The sequence below is a fragment of the Rhizobium lusitanum genome, assembly GCF_014189535.1.
In the GTDB taxonomy this organism is placed as follows: domain Bacteria; phylum Pseudomonadota; class Alphaproteobacteria; order Rhizobiales; family Rhizobiaceae; genus Rhizobium; species Rhizobium lusitanum_C.
This window is the reverse complement of record NZ_CP050308.1, coordinates 487255-504708: the sequence shown is the minus strand read 5'-3', so window position 1 is coordinate 504708 and position 17454 is coordinate 487255. Positions and strand designations below refer to the sequence as shown.

Here is a 17454-nt window from a genome sequence, read left to right as displayed (position 1 = left end):
ATGGATAATATCGAGATCGAAGAGATGTTTCAGGGGCTCGGCCCGGTGACGATCAAGCGCATGTTCGGCGGCAAGGGCATCTATCATATGGGCCGCATCCTTGCCATCGAGCTGGATAGCGAGATGCTGCTGAAGGCTGATCAAATCAGCGCCCCGGAATTCGAGGAGGCGGGCGCCAGGCGCTGGGCTTACGAGGGCAAGAAGGGCAAACCCGTCAACATGCCCTACTGGTCGATCCCCGACGATGCGTTCGACGATCCGGACATCATGGCGCACTGGGTGAGGCTCGCCTACGAGGCGGCTGTGCGGGCGGATAAATAGTTTTAGCTAAAAATCGTCTTCGCTCAGATGGGCGATTGTCGCCTTTGCAAAAGCGGAAAGTGGCTGCGGCAACTCGTTGCGGCCGAACCAGCCGAAATCGGAGAGCTTGTCCGGCTCTACCAGACTTGCTTCGCCGGAAAAATCCTTGGTGACATAGATCAGCGAGATCCAGTGCTGCTGGTCGGCTTCTACGAGGACTTCGATGGCGCAGAGATAGTCGATTTGTCCGATGGAGAGGCCGCTCTCCTCTTCGGCCTCGCGGATGGTGGCATTTGCCGCCGGCTCCATATGGTCGACCTTGCCGCCGACGATGCTCCAGAAACCGGCTTCCGGCGCCTTGAGGCGCTTATAGAGCAACAGTTTCCGATCCCGCAAAATTGCGAGACCGGTTCCTAATCCTGGGAAATCGATGCCGGGTTTCCCCATGCCGCGCGACCCTGTTAGCCCTTGGCGTTAGCAACGATCAGCATGAAAGCGGGGATGTCGTCGCCGAAGCCGACCGGAGTCGGGCCGTCATCATGGTCGCGGTAACGATTGCGACGTTCGCGACTATCGTCGTTGGCAGCGGGGAGGGGGCGATTGTTGTTACGAGAACCGTTGTGGGACTTGTTGTTGTTGTTCTCAGACTTGCGCTCGTTTCTCACGCTCTCGGCCTTTACTGGTGCTGCTTCGATCACTTCAACCACGACATTATCTGTGACGTCGATATCAGATTTATGACTCGAGGCACTCCGGCCTCTGGGGCTGCGATCACGCTCGCGGCCTCTGCCTTTCGGCTCGCGGCGGCGCGGGGAACGAGTGTCGTCTCCACCTTCTTCTGCTGGCGGCAGCGCGGACAGGTCACCGTTCAGCCACTGCACATCTTCGCCGATCAGCTTTTCGATCGAGTCGATATGCTTGGTGTCGCGCTTGGTCACCAGGGTGAAGGCGGCGCCGGAACGGCCAGCACGACCGGTACGGCCGATGCGGTGGACATAATCTTCCGAATGGATCGGAACATCGAAATTGAAGACGTGACCGACATCGGGAAGGTCGAGACCGCGAGCTGCGACGTCGGAGGCGACCAGAAGCTGGATCTGGCCGTCACGGAAGTTCTGCAACATCGTCGTGCGCGAGCGCTGGTCCATGTCACCATGCAACGCGCCGACCGAGAAACCGTGGCGTTCGAGCGAACGGAAGAGGTCGGCCACATCTACCTTGCGATTGCAGAAGATGATGGCGTTCTTCAGGTCGGTCTGGGCGCGGATGAGATCACGCAGCGTGGCACGCTTCTCGTAATCCTTGCCATGCGAGGCGACGAAACGCTGTGTGACGGTCTTCGCCGTTGACGCAGGCGCCGAGACTTCAACACGTTCCGGGTTCTGCAGGAAGCGGTCGGCCAGCTTCTGGATTTCCGCCGGCATGGTAGCCGAGAAGAACAGCGTCTGGCGGGTAAAGGGAATAAGCTTGGCGATGCGCTCGATATCCGGGATGAAGCCCATGTCGAGCATGCGGTCGGCTTCGTCGATGACGAAGATTTCGACGGCGCTCATCAGGAGCTTGCCGCGCTCAAAATGGTCAAGCAGGCGACCGGGCGTGCAGATCAGCACATCGGCGCCGCGCTCCAGCTTGCGGTCCTGCTCGTCGAACGATACGCCGCCGATCAGCAGCGCGATGTTCAAGCGATGATTCTTACCGTACTTTTCGAAATTCTCGGCGACCTGCGCAGCGAGTTCGCGCGTTGGTTCGAGGATAAGCGTGCGCGGCATGCGAGCGCGGGCGCGGCCCTTTTCAAGGAGGGTCAGCATCGGCAGAACGAAGGAGGCGGTCTTGCCGGTGCCCGTCTGGGCGATGCCGCAGATGTCGCGGCGCTGCAGCGCAAGAGGAATAGCGCCGGCCTGGATCGGGGTCGGCGTGGTGTAACCAGCGTCTGTTACAGCGGATAGGACTTTTTGGCTCAAGCCAAGGTCAGCAAATGTTGTCAAAGGGAAAACTATTTCCGTTCCGGTTCGGTCGAACACTCATGAGTCGACACGTACTAGCGTGCCGCAATGCTGGGCGACATAGAACCAAATACCCGCGAAGTCAAGGAAAGCGGGCGCTTCAGAAAGCTTGATGGCCATTGATAACGCAATTTTTAGATTAGCGCCATCTTTGTTGCCAGTTTGTCACAATTCTCGCGCGGAAATTGTCCCGATCCCATTGATATAACTTGCCAGCTTCATGCCGGCATTGATGAAATACATCGGGTCGATGGCGTGGCCATTCTCGCGGACTTCGTAGTGGAGATGTGTACCGGTCGAGCGCCCTGTACTACCGGCGAGACCAATGGCGTCGCCGCTCTTCACCATATCGCCGGCCTTGACCAGCAGCTCCTCCATATGGCCATAGCGCGTCGAGATGCCATCGCCGTGATCGATCTCCACCATGTTGCCGTAGCCACCCGTCCAGCCGGCGGAAACGACCTTGCCTGGTGCCGTTGCCCTGACCCTCTCGCCTGGGCTGAAATGGAAATCCGTACCGGTGTGCAGCGCCAGCTTGCCGAAGAAAGGATCCTTGCGGTTGCCGAAAGGGCTGGTGATCAGCTTGCCCGGCGCGGGATTGCGGAATGGCAGGCTCTCGACCGCGCCGCGCACCGTCTCAAGACGCGTCAGGGCCGTATCGAGATCTACCATGGACTGTTCGAACTGATCGACATTTTCAGGTGCGACATAGGGGCCACCTACGCCTTCATCATCCTTGTTCGCCACACTGGCCGTTACAGTCGGAACCTTGATGCCGACATTCTGCATGATCGACTGGATGTTGTCGGCGGTATCGGCGGCTCCGGTTGTCAGGCGCTGCACGCGAGTCAATTGATCCTGCTCGATATGCTTTAGCGACAGCGTCACCCTGGAAAACACGCGATCGGCGCGATCAGCGACGGTTTCGGGGGGCGGGAACGTAGGCGAGGGTGGAATTGTCGGGAGTGGCATCGGCGGGCTTGCTGCTCGACAGAAGCGTCTCGATCGTCTTGAGGCCGCCGGTCAATTCCGCGCGATCGCCTCTGCCGCCGTGATTGCTGGTCGTCGTCGGCGCATCTGCGCTCTTGTCCGTCAGGCCGGAATTCTCGGCCCGGTCGAGCAGTGCATCGAGCTTGCCGTGGCGCGAGGACAGAGCCTGCTGCTGCTCCATCAGCTTGTCGACCTTCTTCTCGACGACCTGCTGGTCGAGAAGCTGGCGCGAGGTGACCCGGTCGACCTGTGAGCGCAACGCAGCGATGCGGTCCTCATAATCATATTGCATGCGCGCCTGCCGGGCCATGGTAGCACCGATCAGGTCGTCGCGCAGCACCAGATAGGAGGTCGCCAGAAGATAGCCGATCGAAAAAATGCCGATGACACACACGGCAAGCGCTGCCATCCATGGGCGCACGGTCATGTGACGCACGGTATCGCCGCTTGCCACGATGATGGTGTGACACCGCTTCTGCTTGCCGAAAACCCGGTTCTGAGGTTTGGCTGTCACCGAGAATCTCCCAATCGATGCATTCTCGCATCCATTGAGGAAGTAGACGGACTTATGGTTAATAATTGCTTTATGTCGAACTATTAAAAAATAGAAAAACTCTTGTATTTTAGTATGTTATGCATTGCTTGTGGATGTAAGTGAGCGATAAAACGAGGGCGTCAGGCCAGCCTCGGCGCGGGCGATGTCATTGAACGGCGCCTTCAGCGAACCACGAAAATTTGAGCGCACCAGCTCCTGGAATGTACGGGCGGGATCGCGCTTTTCGCGAGCGCAGAGAAAACGAAACCATTTGGCGCCAACGGCCACATGGCCTTTCTCGTCATTGTAGATGACATCGAGCACAGCGGCACTTTCCAAGTCGCCGGTCTCGCGCATCTTCGCCTGCAGCGCCGGCGTCACGTCGAGGCCGCGAGCCTCCAGAATGAGCGGCACGACGGCGAGGCGGGCGGTGAGATCGGTGCGGGTCGCGTGCGCGGCCTGCCACAGGCCGTCATGGGCGGGCAGGTCGCCATAATCGGCACCAAGATCGCGCAGCCGGGCGCGCACCATCTTGAAATGCTTGGCTTCCTCGAATGCGACCTGCATCCAGCCATCGAAAAAGGAACTGGGCACCGGTCCGGTGGCAAAGCGCGCGACAATATCGAGCGCCAGGTCGACAGCATTTAGCTCGATATGCGCAATGGCGTGCAGCAACGCGATTCGGCCCTGAAGCGTGTGCAGCGACCGCTTTTTCATGTGCTTCGGCGGCACCAGCTCCGGCTTTTCCGGCCGGCCGGGACGATCGGCAAGCGGTGGATCGAGCGGTGAGCGCAGCGACAGGGTGCGCGCGAACCAGCGGGTGGCCGTCTCCTGGGCAAGAGTCGTCTTGCGGTCGAGATCGACTGCGCGGATGGCGGCGATTGCGCCGCCGCGCAGCGACGTGATCGTCTCGATTTCCACCGGCCCTGGTATTGTCATCAAAGCTCCTTGACGGCGGCGAGGACATCTTCGACGTGGCCGGCCACTTTGACCTTATCCCAGATACGCGCGATTCGGCCGTCCGCTCCGATCAGAAAGGTCGAACGGACGACGCCCATGTAGCTCCGGCCATACATGCTCTTCTCCCGCCAGACGCCATAGGCCTCGGCCGCCGTCTTCTCTTCATCGGCGGCAAGGGGAACGGACAGGTCGTATTTTTTTACGAACTTATCATGGCTCTTGACTGAATCCGGCGACATGCCGAGGATCAAGGCGCCAGCCTTTTCGAACTCGGCTTTGAAAGCGGTGAAGGCTATCGATTCGGCGGTGCAGGCGCTCGTGCTGTCCTTGGGATAAAAGAAGATTACAAGCGCCTTGCCGGCAAAGTCCGCAAGGCGCACGCGGCCGCCGCCGTCGCGCGGAAGATCGAAATCCGGTGCTTTGTCGCCGATTGCTAATTCAACCACTGGGATTTTGGTCAAGGGAAAACCTTTCTTTCGCCGGTATTTTGGATGACACTCAGCCTCAGCCATATATACTGCAACGGTATGCCGTCCACATCGGACGCAACGTCACCAACAAAATTGCAAAAAAACGAAAGGGACGCAGGGGAGTGATCCGAGGCGAAAAGATTATATTCCGCAAGAAGGATCTCGTCTCGCTGGACCACTTGCCTTCCGCCCAGGTCGACGATCCCATGATCGTGCATGTGCCGGAGCCTGCCCGCCGTAACCGCTCGCATGTCTGGCATGTCTGCCGCATCACTCTCGTCTTCGTAGCTTTCCTCGTTCTGATCGGTGGCGCGCTTGTCGCCACCATCGAGAGCGGCATCTTCGACCAGCCTCTCTCGCAGAAGGCACAGTCGGCACTCGATGAGGCGATCGGGCCGCGCTATAAGGCGGAGGTCGGCTCGACCGTCGTCCGTTTCACGCCGAGCCTGCGGCTCGCGCTCGAGGCTCACGACGTCAATGTGATCGACAAGGAAAGCGGCAAGCACCTGTCGACCATGTCCTCGGTCAGCATGGAGCTGGATCCCCTGGCGCTTGTCGAAGGTCGCGTCGCGGTAGCCAATGTTTCGGCCGAAGGCATTGCGCTCGATACCTCGTTGCTGCCGCAAGGCGATCCCGTCGATCTGACAGCGCTGCGTGTCGACGCTCTGCCGCAGGCGCTGAACTCAGCCTTCGACAATCTCGATTTCCTGGAGCGTTTCGTTCAGCGCGGCGGCACGAACTCGGTGCGCATTTCCGGCTTTGCCGTCAAGCTTGCGCGTCAGGAAGGAGAGCCGATCTCGCTCGTGGTGGATAATCTCACCTTCGAACGCAGCGGGCCGACGGCGTTGCACCTCTATGGAGAGGTCGCCGTCAACGGCTCCCTCGCGACGCTGGATGTGATCGCCGATCAACAGGAGACCGGCCATAGCTCTTCGCTGACGGCCAAACTCGCCAATGTCGACCTGAAACCGTTGACCATGGCCTATGATCAGAACGGCACGCCGCGCCAGGGCCTCATGAGCTTCGCCGGCATGACGGTCACTGCGGTGCGCGGCGGCGAGGGCGTCGATCCGAAGCTCAGCGCTTCCATCGATGTCCAGCCCGGCACGCTGTATATGGACCGCGACAAGCAGGACCTGACGCAGGCCAATATCAATCTTGCTTACGACTTCACGCGCCAGACGCTTGAGATCGTGCAGTCGAAAGCCCAGTTCGTCGGCACCATCGTACCCTTCTCCGGCGCTCTTATCGATCTTGACCGCATTGATGCCAATGCCGGCAAGGGCTTCGGCATCGATTTCCTGATCCGCGGCGGTACCGCGGCGTCCTCGATTTCCGGCGAACAGCCGGTCAGCTTCGACGGGCAGGCGACCGGGCGCTTCCTGGCGGCGACCAAGGAACTTCAATTCGAGAATATCGGCATCTCGACACCGCTCGGCGCGTTGTTCGGCTCGCTGCATATGAAGCTCGGCGACAGCTCGCCGGAAATCAGCTTCGGCGGCCGCGCCGACAAGCTCGATACCACCGCGATCAAGCAGCTCTGGCCGTTCTGGATGGCTTCCAAGCCGCGCGTCTGGGTGGAGAGCAATCTCTTCGGCGGCACGGTGACCAACGCGGTCATCTCGGTTTTCATTCCCGCCGGACGGCTGAGGGAGGCTGCGCAAACGGGCAAGCTGCAACTCGGAAAGGACGAGCTGCATATCGCCTTCGATATCGACAACACCCGTCTCGACGTGCCCGGCGAAATTCCGCCGCTACGCGATACCAAGGCGCATTTCGACCTGACGGGTCCAACGATGAACGTCGACATCGCGCGCGCGACCTCCTATTTCTCCAGCGGCCGGTCGGTGACGCTGAACGACAGCAATTTCTCGATCCCGTCAGCCTATGACAAGCCGCTGATGGCGGAGCTTAATCTCGCAATATCGGGCACGGGCGATTCCATTGGAGAACTGCTGACCTATAAGCCGCTGGAAGTGCTGCAGAGAACCGAATTCAAGCCGGAGAACTTCAACGGCAAGATCGTCGCCAATGTCGATGCGACCATCGGTCTGCTCAGCGACCAGAAGCCGCCACCGCCCGTCTGGAAGGCGAATCTGCAGCTTAGCAATGTCGACGTGCTGAAACCGATGAACAATCGTAAGGTCACCAATCTTACCGGTAGCATTGATGCCGATCCTCAGTCCGTGCATCTGAATGCCCAGGCCCAGATAGATGGCATTCCCGCACAGATCGACATGGTCGAGCCCACGGACAGCAAATCGCCGGCCAAACGCAGCCGCGTGATCACGGCCACGCTCACGGATGCGCAACGTAATTCCGTCGTCCCGGGCCTAAGCGACATCATAGACGGCCCGATCAAGCTGGAGCTCACACGCATCGATGAGGATCGCCAGGCCGTCAAGATCGATCTCGGCAAGGCGGCCCTGACGGTGCCGTGGGTCGGCTGGTCGAAGGGTAGCGGCATTCCGGCCACCGCCCAGTTCGAGGCCTCCGGACCGGACAACCAGACGTCGCTGAAGAGTTTTGTCCTCAAGGGCGATGGTTTCGGAGCCAGTGGTGATCTCGTTGTCAGCAAGGGCGGTCTGTCGTCGGCCAATTTCAGCAGTGTCAAGCTTTCGGCGCTCGACGACTTCGCGCTATCGGTCAAGCATGGCAAGAGCGGTGCCTATGACATATCCGTTTCTGGCAACTCAGCAGACCTGCGCCCGGTTCTCTCGCGGCTGAAAGCATCGTCGAGCGGAGGAAATGGCGGCGGCGCTGACGATTCATCCAGCGCGACGGTCCGTGCCAATATCGACAAGGTTATCGGTTTCAACGACGAATCGATCCGTAATCTCAAGGGCGTCTATTCGGTCTCCGGCGGACACATCGTGGCGGCGGATTTTTCCGGGCTCACCGATAGCGGCGAAGCCGTGGTCAGCCAGATGAGCAAGGGGAGCGGCAGCGGCACCATTCGCATCACCAGCGGCGATGCCGGCGCGGTGGCGCGCTTTAGTGACCTCTATAAACACCTGAAGGGCGGCCTTCTCAATCTGTCGCTGCGCTCCACAGGCCCCGATGCGTGGGATGGTTCTCTGGATATCCGCAGCTTCGCCATCATCGATGAAAAGAAACTCTCGACCATCGTTTCGACCCCGAGCGGTAGGAATGGGCAGAGCCTGAATTCTGCTGTCAAACAGAATATCGACACGCGTTCGCAGAGTTTCGAGCGCGGTTTCGCGCGGCTGGTGTTCCGCAATGGTGCGCTTGCTGTGGAAAACGGCGTCGTGCGCGGCTCGCAGGTGGGTGCGACCTTCCAGGGGACGGTCAAGGACGCCAAGGGCAACATGGACCTGACAGGTACCTTCATGCCGGCCTATGGCCTCAACCGGCTGTTCGCGGAAGTTCCGATCGTCGGTTTCATCCTCGGCAACGGCAGCGACCGAGGCCTGATCGGCATCACCTTCCGAGTGACCGGCACGATCGAAAAATCGAGCATGCAGATCAACCCGCTATCGATCATCGCGCCGGGTGTTTTCAGGCAGATTTTTGAGTTTTGACGATGTCGGCGTCAACGCCGAAAGGGCCTGCAGGGGGAAGGGCATGAACCAGAACATTGCTCATATCGCCATCGTCGTTCGAGACTATGACGACGCGATCGACTTCTATGTGAGCAAGCTCGGGTTCATTCTGGTTGAGGACAGCTATCAGGCGGAGCAGGACAAGCGTTGGGTTGTGGTCAAGCCAAAGGGAGATGGAGCGGCCTCCCTGCTTCTGGCGCGCGCCTCGTCGTCCCATCAGGAGAGTTACATCGGCGATCAGGCCGGAGGGCGGGTATTCCTGTTTCTCCAGACCGATGATTTCTGGCGTGACTATGCTGTCTACCTTGAAAAAGGCATCGAATTCACGCGGGAACCGAAGCAGGCCGACTACGGAATTGTCGCGGTCTTCAAGGATCTTTACGGCAATCTATGGGATCTGGTGCAGTTCACGGATGGCCGGTCGTAAGCTCCCACCTCTACGGATATAGAACGAAAAAAGCCGGCTAATCGCGCCGGCTTTTTTCATGTTTTTGATGTTTGACTACTCAGCTAGCCGGGCGAACCAGGATGTGCTTCTTCTTGCCGAGCGACAGCTTGATGACGCCATCGGCGGTGATCTCGCCGCTGCCGATCAGCTTGCGTTCGTCGCTAACAGGCTGGTCGTTGATGCGCACGGCGCCGCCCTGTACATGGCGGCGAGCTTCGCCGTTCGATGCGGCCAGGCCGGCGCGCACGATCAGCGACAGCAGGCCGATGCCGGCATCGAGTTCGGAAGCGGGGACATCGACGGACGGCAGGTTCTCGGAAAGGCCGCCTTCCTCGAAGGTCTTGCGCGCGGTTTCTGCGGCAAGCTCCGCGGCCTCGCGGCCGTGCAAGATGGCGGTGACTTCCGTCGCCAGGATCTTCTTCACCTCGTTGAGCTCCGAGCCGGCAAGTGCTGAGAGGCGAGCGATCTCGGCCATCGGCAGCGTGGTGTAGAGTTTCAGGAAGCGGGAGACGTCCGCATCCTCGGTGTTGCGCCAGTACTGCCAAAAGTCATAGGCCGAGAGCAGATCAGAATTCAGCCAGACCGCGCCGTTGGCCGACTTGCCCATCTTGGCGCCCGACGATGTGGTCAGTAGCGGTGAGGTGAGGGCATAGAGCTGCGATGTCCCCATGCGGTGACCGAGGTCGATGCCGTTGATGATATTGCCCCACTGATCCGAACCGCCGATCTGCAGGCGGCAATCGTAGCGCTTGGCCAGCTCGACGAAATCGTAGGCTTGCAGGATCATGTAGTTGAATTCGAGGAAGGACAGCGACTGCTCACGGTCGAGCCGCGTCTTGACGCTGTCGAAGGACAGCATGCGGTTGACCGAGAAATGCCGGCCGACATCGCGCAGGAATTCGAGGTAGTTCAGCGAACGCAGCCATTCGGCGTTGTTGATCATCAACGCGTCCTTCGGGCCATCGCCATACGTCAGGTAGTTGGAGAAGCAGCGCTTGATCGAGGCGATGTTGCTTTCGATCGTATCCACCGTCATCAACTGGCGCGCCTCGTCCTTGAACGAGGGGTCGCCGACCATGCCTGTGCCGCCGCCCATCAGCGAGACGGCACGATGGCCGGTCGCCTGTAGCCAGTGCAGCATCATGATCTGCATCAGCGAGCCAACATGCAGGCTCGGCGCCGTTGGATCGAAACCGATATAGGCGGTCACGGTTTCCTTGGCGAAAAGGTCATCAAGGCCAGCTTCATCGGAAATCTGGTGGATGAAACCGCGCTCTTGCAGGGTGCGCAGGAAATCGGATTTGAACTCAGCCATGATCTTGGTCTCTCGGGCGCCACATCTCGATGCTCTGTGGCGAAATCGCTGTTGTTGAACTATCGCGGCGCGTTTAGCACTGATTTCGCGGCTCGTCACCAATTGGTTGGACGACGTACGGGACGTTCGCGCAATATCGAGAAGGCATCAGGCCAATGAGCGACACAATCATATTGGAAACACCTCGTCTTGTTCTAACGATGTGGGACAAAGGCGACGCAGCGCTGATTCGGCAGTTGCATTCGACCATCGACACGACCCGTTATCTCTCAGGCGCCGCGCCATGGACGCTGGAGAAGGCGGAGGAACGGCTGAAGAGCTGGTTCGGCGAGCAAGCGCGTGATGGCGTGACCAAATACAAGATGCTCAGGCGCGACGACGGCCGCTTTATCGGCCGGGCAGGCTTCTCACGCTTTCAGGAAGAGCGGGGGCGCGGTGAATTCGAGCTTGGTTATTCGCTCAGCCGGGAGGTCTGGGGCAATGGCTATGCGACCGAAATTGCGGGCGCCTTGGCGGACTGGTTTTTCACGCGCGGAATTGCCAAGCGGTTTATCGCGTTCACCCATCCGGAAAACGCCGCCTCGCAGCGGGTTCTGCGTAAAATCGGAATGCAAGAAAGCCCGTCGATTGTGATCGACGGGCTTTCTTGTCCAAGTTTTGGGATGTCGCGGTAAGAGGCGAACCTCTTACCTGATCCGCTTGGCCGCCGGTTCCGGCACCAGTTCGCCGTTCAGGCGACGATCGAGGTAGTCCTCGCATTCGCCCATGAGCGTGTCGACCTGGCCATTGAAGAAGTGGTTGGCGCCGGAGACGAGCTTATGGGTGATGAGAATGCCCTTTTGCGTCTTCAGCTTCTCGACGAGGCCGTTGACGTCCTTTTCCGGTGCGACCTTGTCGGCATCGCCGTTGATGATCAGGCCGGAGGACGGGCAGGGCGCCAGGAACGAGAAGTCGTAGATGTTCGGCTGCGGCGCGATCGACATGAAGCCTTCGATCTCGGGGCGGCGCATCAAAAGCTGCATGCCGATCCAGGCGCCGAAGGAATAGCCGGCAACCCAACAGCTCTTCGAATCGGGATGCAGGCTCTGCACCCAGTCGAGCGCCGAGGCGGCGTCGGAAAGCTCGCCGGCGCCATGGTCGAATTCGCCCTGGCTGCGGCCGATGCTGCGGAAGTTGAAGCGAAGCGTGGTGAAGCCGCGCTTCTGGAACATGTAGAAAAGCTGGTAGACGACCTGATTGTTCATCGTGCCGCCGAACTGCGGATGGGGGTGCAGGATGATCGCGATCGGGGCGCTCTTTTCCTTGGAGGGCTGATAGCGGCCTTCAAGGCGGCCTGCGGGGCCGTTGAAAATAACTTCGGGCATCGATACTCCGGCTCTTCTTTTTCTGCGTTCAAACCAGGTGGGACGCAGCAAGTTGACTTGACGAATGCGCTCATCTTTTCTAGAACGCAGTTTAGAACAATTCGAAACTTGGTACGGTCTTCCACGCGTTGCTTGTTCAACGGTTTGTGGAACGTGTCATAAGGCATGCCCGGTCGAAAATTCAAGGAAAATGAGCCGGGCGCTGCAAGGCTTCGTCAGGTAGGAAGAAGATTATGGCCGCAACGCGCCTTTATCTCGACTGGAATGCCACCGCTCCGCTCCATCCGGCGGCGCGCGATGCTATGTTGCATGCCTTGGATCTTTATGGAAACCCTAATTCCGTGCATGGCGAGGGCAGGGCAACGCGGGCGGCGATCGAGGCTGCGCGCCGGCAGGTTGCAAGCCTGACGGGTGCCGAGCCGGCGCATGTCGTTTTTACCAGCGGCGCGACCGAAGCCGCCAACATGGTGCTGACGCCGGAATTTCGCATGGGCCGCACGCCACTTGCGATTGGCCGTCTCTATATATCGGCGATCGAGCATCCGGCCGTTCGCGAAGGCGGTCGCTTTGCGAAGGATAAGATCAGCGAAATTCCGGTGACTCCGGAAGGGACTGTCGATCTGGCCGCGCTGGAAACGATGCTTGCCGCGCATGACAAGGCCGACGGCCTACCGATGGTGGCGATTATGCTTGCCAACAACGAGACCGGCATTCTTCAGCCTGTGTCCGAAGCGGCAAAAATCGTGCAGGCGTTCGGCGGCGTGTTTGTCGTCGATGCTGTACAGGCGGCGGGGCGTGTTCCGCTCGATATCAATGCGATCGGCGCGGATTTCCTCATCGTCTCGTCGCATAAGATCGGCGGGCCGAAGGGGGCTGGTGCATTGATCTCTCGCGGCGAAGTGCTGATGCCGAAGCCGTTGATCCACGGTGGCGGACAGGAGAAGGGCCATCGCTCCGGCACGGAAAACGCGCTTGGTGTCATCGGCTTTGGTGCTGCCGCCACTGCGGCGATCGCCGAACTCGACAGCCGCAATGCGGATGTGGCAAAGCTCCGCGACCAGTTGGAGCAGGGCATGAAGCTTGCCGCGCCCGACGTCATCATTCATGGCGAGGACGGTGCACGCGTGCCGAATACCAGCTTCTTCACCCTGCCTGGGCTGAAGTCCGAAACCGGGCAGATCGCTTTCGATCTTGAAGGTGTGGCGATCTCGGCAGGCTCGGCCTGCTCCTCCGGCAAAGTTGGCGAAAGCCATGTGCTGTCGGCGATGGGCTGCGATCCGAAGCTCGGGGCGCTGCGCATTTCACTCGGATTTACGACGACTGAAGAAGATGTCGAGCGCGCGATTGTGGCCTTCGCCAGAATTGCCGGACGACGCAAACCTGCGGGCGCTGCTGCCTGACGACTTACAATTTCGCGGAAACATAAATTTCCGCTTGCCAAGCGGGCTGAAAAGTCCCTTTTGGCCGACTACATAGAGGGTAGGCGAAAGTCTACTGAAACGTTGACAAGCTGCCGGACCTTGGATCCGGCGAGATTGGAGAACGACATGGCTGCCGTCCAAGAAACAATCGATCAGGTTCGTCTGATCGACGTGGACCAGTACAAGTATGGTTTTGAGACCATCATCGAAATGGACAAGGCTCCGAAAGGCCTGTCCGAGGATATTGTTCGCTTTATTTCCGCCAAGAAGCAGGAACCGGAGTGGATGCTGGAATGGCGCCTGGAGGCTTACCGCCGCTGGCTGACGCTGGACGAGCCTACCTGGGCGCGCGTCGATTATCCGAAGATCGACTTCAACGACATCTATTACTACGCCGCGCCGAAGACGACGCCCGGTCCGACCTCGCTTGAGGACGTCGACCCGGAACTGTTGAAGGTCTATGAGAAGCTCGGCATTCCCTTGCGCGAGCAGGAAATTCTCGCTGGTGTAGAACGGCCGAAGATCGCCGTCGATGCGGTGTTCGATTCGGTCTCTGTGGTCACCACCTTCAAGGAAGAGCTGAAGAAGGCCGGCGTGATCTTCATGTCGATCTCGGAAGCGGTCCGCGAACATCCCGATCTCGTGCGCAAATATCTCGGCACCGTCGTTCCGACATCAGACAATTACTATGCGACGCTGAATTCGGCCGTGTTCACCGACGGTTCCTTCGTCTTCGTGCCGAAGGGCGTTCGTTGCCCGATGGAACTGTCGACCTATTTCCGCATCAACGAGAAGAACACCGGCCAGTTCGAGCGCACGCTGATCATCGCCGAAGAGGGAGCCTATGTCTCCTATCTCGAAGGCTGCACGGCGCCGCAGCGCGACGAAAACCAGCTGCACGCGGCCGTGGTCGAGCTGGTTGCGCTGGATGATGCTCAGATCAAGTATTCGACGGTTCAGAACTGGTATCCGGGCGACAAGAACGGCAAGGGCGGCATCTACAACTTCGTCACCAAGCGTGGCGATTGCCGTGGCCATCGTTCCAAGATCTCCTGGACGCAGGTCGAGACCGGTTCCGCAATCACCTGGAAGTATCCGTCCTGCATCCTGCGCGGCGACGACAGCCGTGGCGAGTTCTACTCGATCGCCGTTTCCAACGGCCATCAGCAGGTCGACAGCGGCACCAAGATGATCCATCTCGGCAAGAACACGTCGAGCCGCATCGTGTCCAAGGGCATCGCTGCCGGCGTCTCGCAGAACACCTATCGCGGCCAGGTCTCGGCTCACCGCAAGGCGTCGAACGCGCGTAACTTCACGCAGTGCGATTCGCTGCTGATCGGCGACAAGTGCGGCGCGCATACGGTGCCTTACATCGAGGCGAAGAACTCGACGGCGCAGTTCGAGCATGAAGCCACGACGTCGAAGATCTCCGAAGATCAGCTGTTCTACTGCCTGCAACGCGGCATTCCGACCGAAGCGGCGATCGCGCTGATCGTCAATGGCTTCGTCAAGGAAGTCCTGCAGGAGCTGCCGATGGAATTTGCCGTTGAAGCGCAGAAGCTGATCGGCATCTCGCTGGAAGGCAGTGTGGGGTAATGGTGGCAGTAGAAACAGTCACACTTTTCCGTCCAGTTGGACTTGAAGAGTTGAAGCTGATCGAAGAGAGCGGCTGGAAAGCCTTTCCACCGCGACTTCCGGATCAGCCGATTTTCTACCCTGTGACGAACGAAGGTTACGCAGCTCAGATTGCAAGAGACTGGAATACCAAGGTCGGATCACAGCGCGGTTACGTGACACGTTTTGATGTAAATGCCGCTTATGCATCGCGTTTTGAACGCAAGATCGTTGGCGGACGGGAACATGAAGAGCTTTGGGTGCCAGCGGAAGAACTCGACGAATTCAATCGCAATATCATTGGCGCGATTGTTGTAACGCAGAGATTCATGCCGGCAGACGACCGCTAAACCTATAGAGACAAGCACCGTTGGTTCGATAACCAATCGCCAAGGGTGGGATGAAGGAAACGAATATGCTTGAAATCAAGAACCTGCATGCCCGCATCGCCGAAGATGGCACCGAGATCATCCGTGGTCTGAACCTGACGGTGAAGGCCGGCGAAGTTGCCGCCATCATGGGCCCGAACGGCTCCGGCAAGTCGACGCTCTCCTATATCCTGGCTGGCCGCGACGACTACGAAGTGACGGAGGGCGAGATCCTCTATAACGGCGAGAGCATTCTCGAGCTTGATGCTGCCGAGCGCGCCGCCAAGGGTATCTTCCTCGCCTTCCAGTACCCGGTCGAAATTCCGGGCGTTGCCACCATGCAGTTCCTGAAGGTGGCAATGAACGAGCAGCGCAAGGCGCGCGGCGAAGTTGAACTGACGACGCCGGACTTCATGCGTCGCGTCAAGGAAGCCGCTGGCAAGCTGCAGATCAACACCGAGATGCTGAAGCGTCCGCTGAACGTTGGTTTCTCCGGCGGCGAGAAGAAGCGCGCCGAGATCCTGCAGATGGCGTTGCTGGAGCCGCAGCTTTGCGTGCTTGATGAAACCGACTCCGGTCTCGACATCGACGCGTTGAAGATCGTCGCCGACGGCGTCAACGCCCTGCGTTCGCCAGACCGCGCCGTGATTGTCATCACTCACTATCAGCGCTTGCTCGACTACATCGTTCCGGACACCGTTCACGTCCTCTACAAGGGCCAGGTAATCAAGTCCGGCGACAAGACGCTGGCGCATGAACTCGAAGCCAACGGCTATGCCGACATCATCGGGGCTGCGGCCTGATCGGGGCGGAAAGGATACGTCGATGAACGTTCAGACGACGAACCGCCTGACTGCCGCGGAAACCGCGTTGATCGAGGCTTACAACAACCAGCTGGGCGATTTGCCGGGTGACGGCGAAGTCTTCGCCGTCCGCGACCGCCTGCTCGATGATCTCAAGACCGCCGGCCTGCCGACGCGACGCGTCGAAGCTTGGCACTATACCGATTTCAAGAACCTGCTGCGCACGGTTCCGACCGATCTCGGCAGTGGCAGCGTCGAGCCGCTGTCGCCGACCGCTGCCGGTTCGTCCGTTCTTTCGGTTCTGCAAGGTCACGCCGTCGGCAAGACCTCGGTCGATGGCCTGGTCGTCAGCCGTTATGTCGATAGCCTGACCGACGGCACGGCTGCTGCCGGTCTGGAGGCGCTCGACAAGGATGACGCGATCGGCCGCATCAATGCCAGCTTCGTGCGTGATGGCTATGTCATCGAATTTCCCGATGGCACAGAACTCGATGCACCGCTGGAAATTCAGTTCATCCATGCCGGTGGCCAGATCCATAGCCGTCTGCCTGTTACGTTCGGCGCTGACACCAAGGCAACTGTGATCGAACGCCACGAGGCTGTTCCGGGCGCTGCGGCGCTGGTGTCCTCGATCAGCGATATCACGGTCGGCAAGGGCGCCGAAGTGACCTGGATCATCCTGCAGGAGCAGGGTTCCGAGGACACGCATCTCGGCCAGATCCGCATCGATCTTGGTGCGGACGCCAAGCTGAAGCTGTTCGTGATCAATGCCGGCGGCAAATTGGTGCGCCAGGAACTGCATATCAAGGTTTCGGGCGAGGGCGCGGAGCTGGCGCTGCGCGGTGTCAACCTCCTCGGCGGCGATACGCATACCGACGTGACGATGGTGCTTGGCCATGACGTGCCGCACACCAGCTCGACGGAAGTCATCCGCAACGTGGTTTTCGACCGCGCCCGCGGTGTCTTCCAGGGCATGATCCGCGTCGCTCCGGATGCACAGAAGACCGACGCCAAAATGGCCTGCAACACGCTGCTGATGTCGGACGATGCCGAGTTCTCCGTCAAGCCGGAACTCGAAATCTTCGCCGACGACGTTCAGTGCGGCCATGGTGCTACCGTTGCCGATATCGACAGCAACCATCTCTACTACCTGATGGCGCGCGGCATCCCGAAGAACAAGGCCCGCGCCATGCTGGTCAATGCCTTCGTGGCCGAGATTGTCGAAGAGCTGGAAGACGAAGCACTGGTCGAGGCGCTGGAAGGCGTTATCTCTGCCTGGCTCGAAAAGCACGCCTGATTG

Annotated in this window: 15 protein-coding genes and 1 pseudogene; 9 read left to right on the top strand and 7 right to left on the bottom strand. The window is 59.5% G+C overall.

What is annotated here, in order from left to right; translation table 11 throughout:
* Nucleotides 1–321 (top strand): TfoX/Sxy family protein, encoded by a 321-nt coding sequence (locus tag HB780_RS16280; RefSeq protein WP_183693601.1) that lies wholly within the window; start codon nt 1–3, stop codon nt 319–321.
* A 6-nt stretch (nt 322–327) separates the two neighbouring features.
* Here HB780_RS16280 and HB780_RS16275 read toward each other — a convergent pair whose 3' ends face one another.
* From HB780_RS16275 to HB780_RS16255, 5 genes and pseudogenes are all read right to left on the bottom strand, one after another.
* Nucleotides 328–747, bottom strand: coding sequence for an NUDIX domain-containing protein (locus HB780_RS16275; protein ID WP_183693598.1), 420 nt, complete (start codon nt 745–747; stop codon nt 328–330).
* A 14-nt stretch (nt 748–761) separates the two neighbouring features.
* The gene (locus HB780_RS16270) at nt 762–2285 is read right to left on the bottom strand and encodes a DEAD/DEAH box helicase (protein WP_183693595.1); all 1524 of its coding nucleotides are present in this window, start codon (nt 2283–2285) and stop codon (nt 762–764) included.
* A 183-nt stretch (nt 2286–2468) separates the two neighbouring features.
* Nucleotides 2469–3807 (bottom strand): annotated as a pseudogene (locus HB780_RS16265) (peptidoglycan DD-metalloendopeptidase family protein).
* Between the two features lie 117 nt (nt 3808–3924).
* Entirely contained in the window at nt 3925–4767 is an 843-nt protein-coding gene (locus HB780_RS16260) for a ferritin-like domain-containing protein (RefSeq protein ID WP_183693593.1), read from the bottom strand.
* Entirely contained in the window at nt 4767–5249 is a 483-nt protein-coding gene (locus HB780_RS16255; RefSeq protein WP_183693590.1) for a peroxiredoxin, read from the bottom strand. The genes HB780_RS16260 and HB780_RS16255 overlap by 1 nt, the downstream gene beginning before the upstream one ends.
* A 131-nt stretch (nt 5250–5380) precedes the next feature.
* On the opposite strand from HB780_RS16255, the gene HB780_RS16250 reads away from it, so the two are divergent.
* Nucleotides 5381–8800: a YhdP family protein gene (locus HB780_RS16250; protein WP_183693587.1), complete on the top strand. Its 3420-nt coding sequence runs from the start codon at nt 5381–5383 to the stop codon at nt 8798–8800.
* 43 nt (nt 8801–8843) lie between these two features.
* Complete coding sequence (locus tag HB780_RS16245; protein WP_183693584.1) at nt 8844–9248, top strand: VOC family protein; 405 nt, start codon at nt 8844–8846, stop codon at nt 9246–9248.
* 79 nt (nt 9249–9327) lie between these two features.
* Here HB780_RS16245 and tyrS read toward each other — a convergent pair whose 3' ends face one another.
* A complete protein-coding gene (gene tyrS, locus HB780_RS16240; protein WP_183693580.1) occupies nt 9328–10584 on the bottom strand; it encodes a tyrosine--tRNA ligase in 1257 nt (418 codons plus the stop codon).
* A gap of 155 nt (nt 10585–10739) precedes the next feature.
* Here tyrS and HB780_RS16235 point away from each other — a divergent pair, with 155 nt between their 5' ends.
* Nucleotides 10740–11258 (top strand): GNAT family N-acetyltransferase, encoded by a 519-nt coding sequence (locus HB780_RS16235; protein ID WP_183693577.1) that lies wholly within the window; start codon nt 10740–10742, stop codon nt 11256–11258.
* 12 nt (nt 11259–11270) lie between these two features.
* Here the strand turns inward: HB780_RS16235 and HB780_RS16230 are convergent, their stop codons facing one another.
* Nucleotides 11271–11948 carry an alpha/beta hydrolase gene (locus HB780_RS16230; RefSeq protein ID WP_007696254.1) on the bottom strand — a complete coding sequence of 226 codons (678 nt, stop codon included), beginning with the start codon at nt 11946–11948 and terminating at the stop codon, nt 11271–11273.
* A 233-nt stretch (nt 11949–12181) separates the two neighbouring features.
* Here HB780_RS16230 and HB780_RS16225 point away from each other — a divergent pair, with 233 nt between their 5' ends.
* From HB780_RS16225 to sufD, 5 genes are all read left to right on the top strand, one after another.
* A complete protein-coding gene (locus HB780_RS16225) occupies nt 12182–13348 on the top strand; it encodes a cysteine desulfurase family protein (RefSeq protein ID WP_183693574.1) in 1167 nt (388 codons plus the stop codon).
* 147 nt (nt 13349–13495) lie between these two features.
* The gene (gene sufB / locus HB780_RS16220; RefSeq protein WP_183693571.1) at nt 13496–14965 is read left to right on the top strand and encodes a Fe-S cluster assembly protein SufB; all 1470 of its coding nucleotides are present in this window, start codon (nt 13496–13498) and stop codon (nt 14963–14965) included.
* On the top strand, nt 14965–15333 hold the full coding sequence (locus HB780_RS16215) for an ADP-ribosylation/crystallin J1 (protein ID WP_183693568.1): 369 nt from the start codon (nt 14965–14967) through the stop codon (nt 15331–15333). The genes sufB and HB780_RS16215 overlap by 1 nt, the downstream gene beginning before the upstream one ends.
* Nucleotides 15334–15398: 65 nt before the next feature.
* Entirely contained in the window at nt 15399–16154 is a 756-nt protein-coding gene (gene sufC / locus HB780_RS16210) for a Fe-S cluster assembly ATPase SufC (RefSeq protein WP_047455042.1), read from the top strand.
* Between the two features lie 22 nt (nt 16155–16176).
* Nucleotides 16177–17451 carry a Fe-S cluster assembly protein SufD gene (sufD, locus tag HB780_RS16205; protein ID WP_183693565.1) on the top strand — a complete coding sequence of 425 codons (1275 nt, stop codon included), beginning with the start codon at nt 16177–16179 and terminating at the stop codon, nt 17449–17451.
* Nucleotides 17452–17454 lie beyond the last annotated feature (3 nt).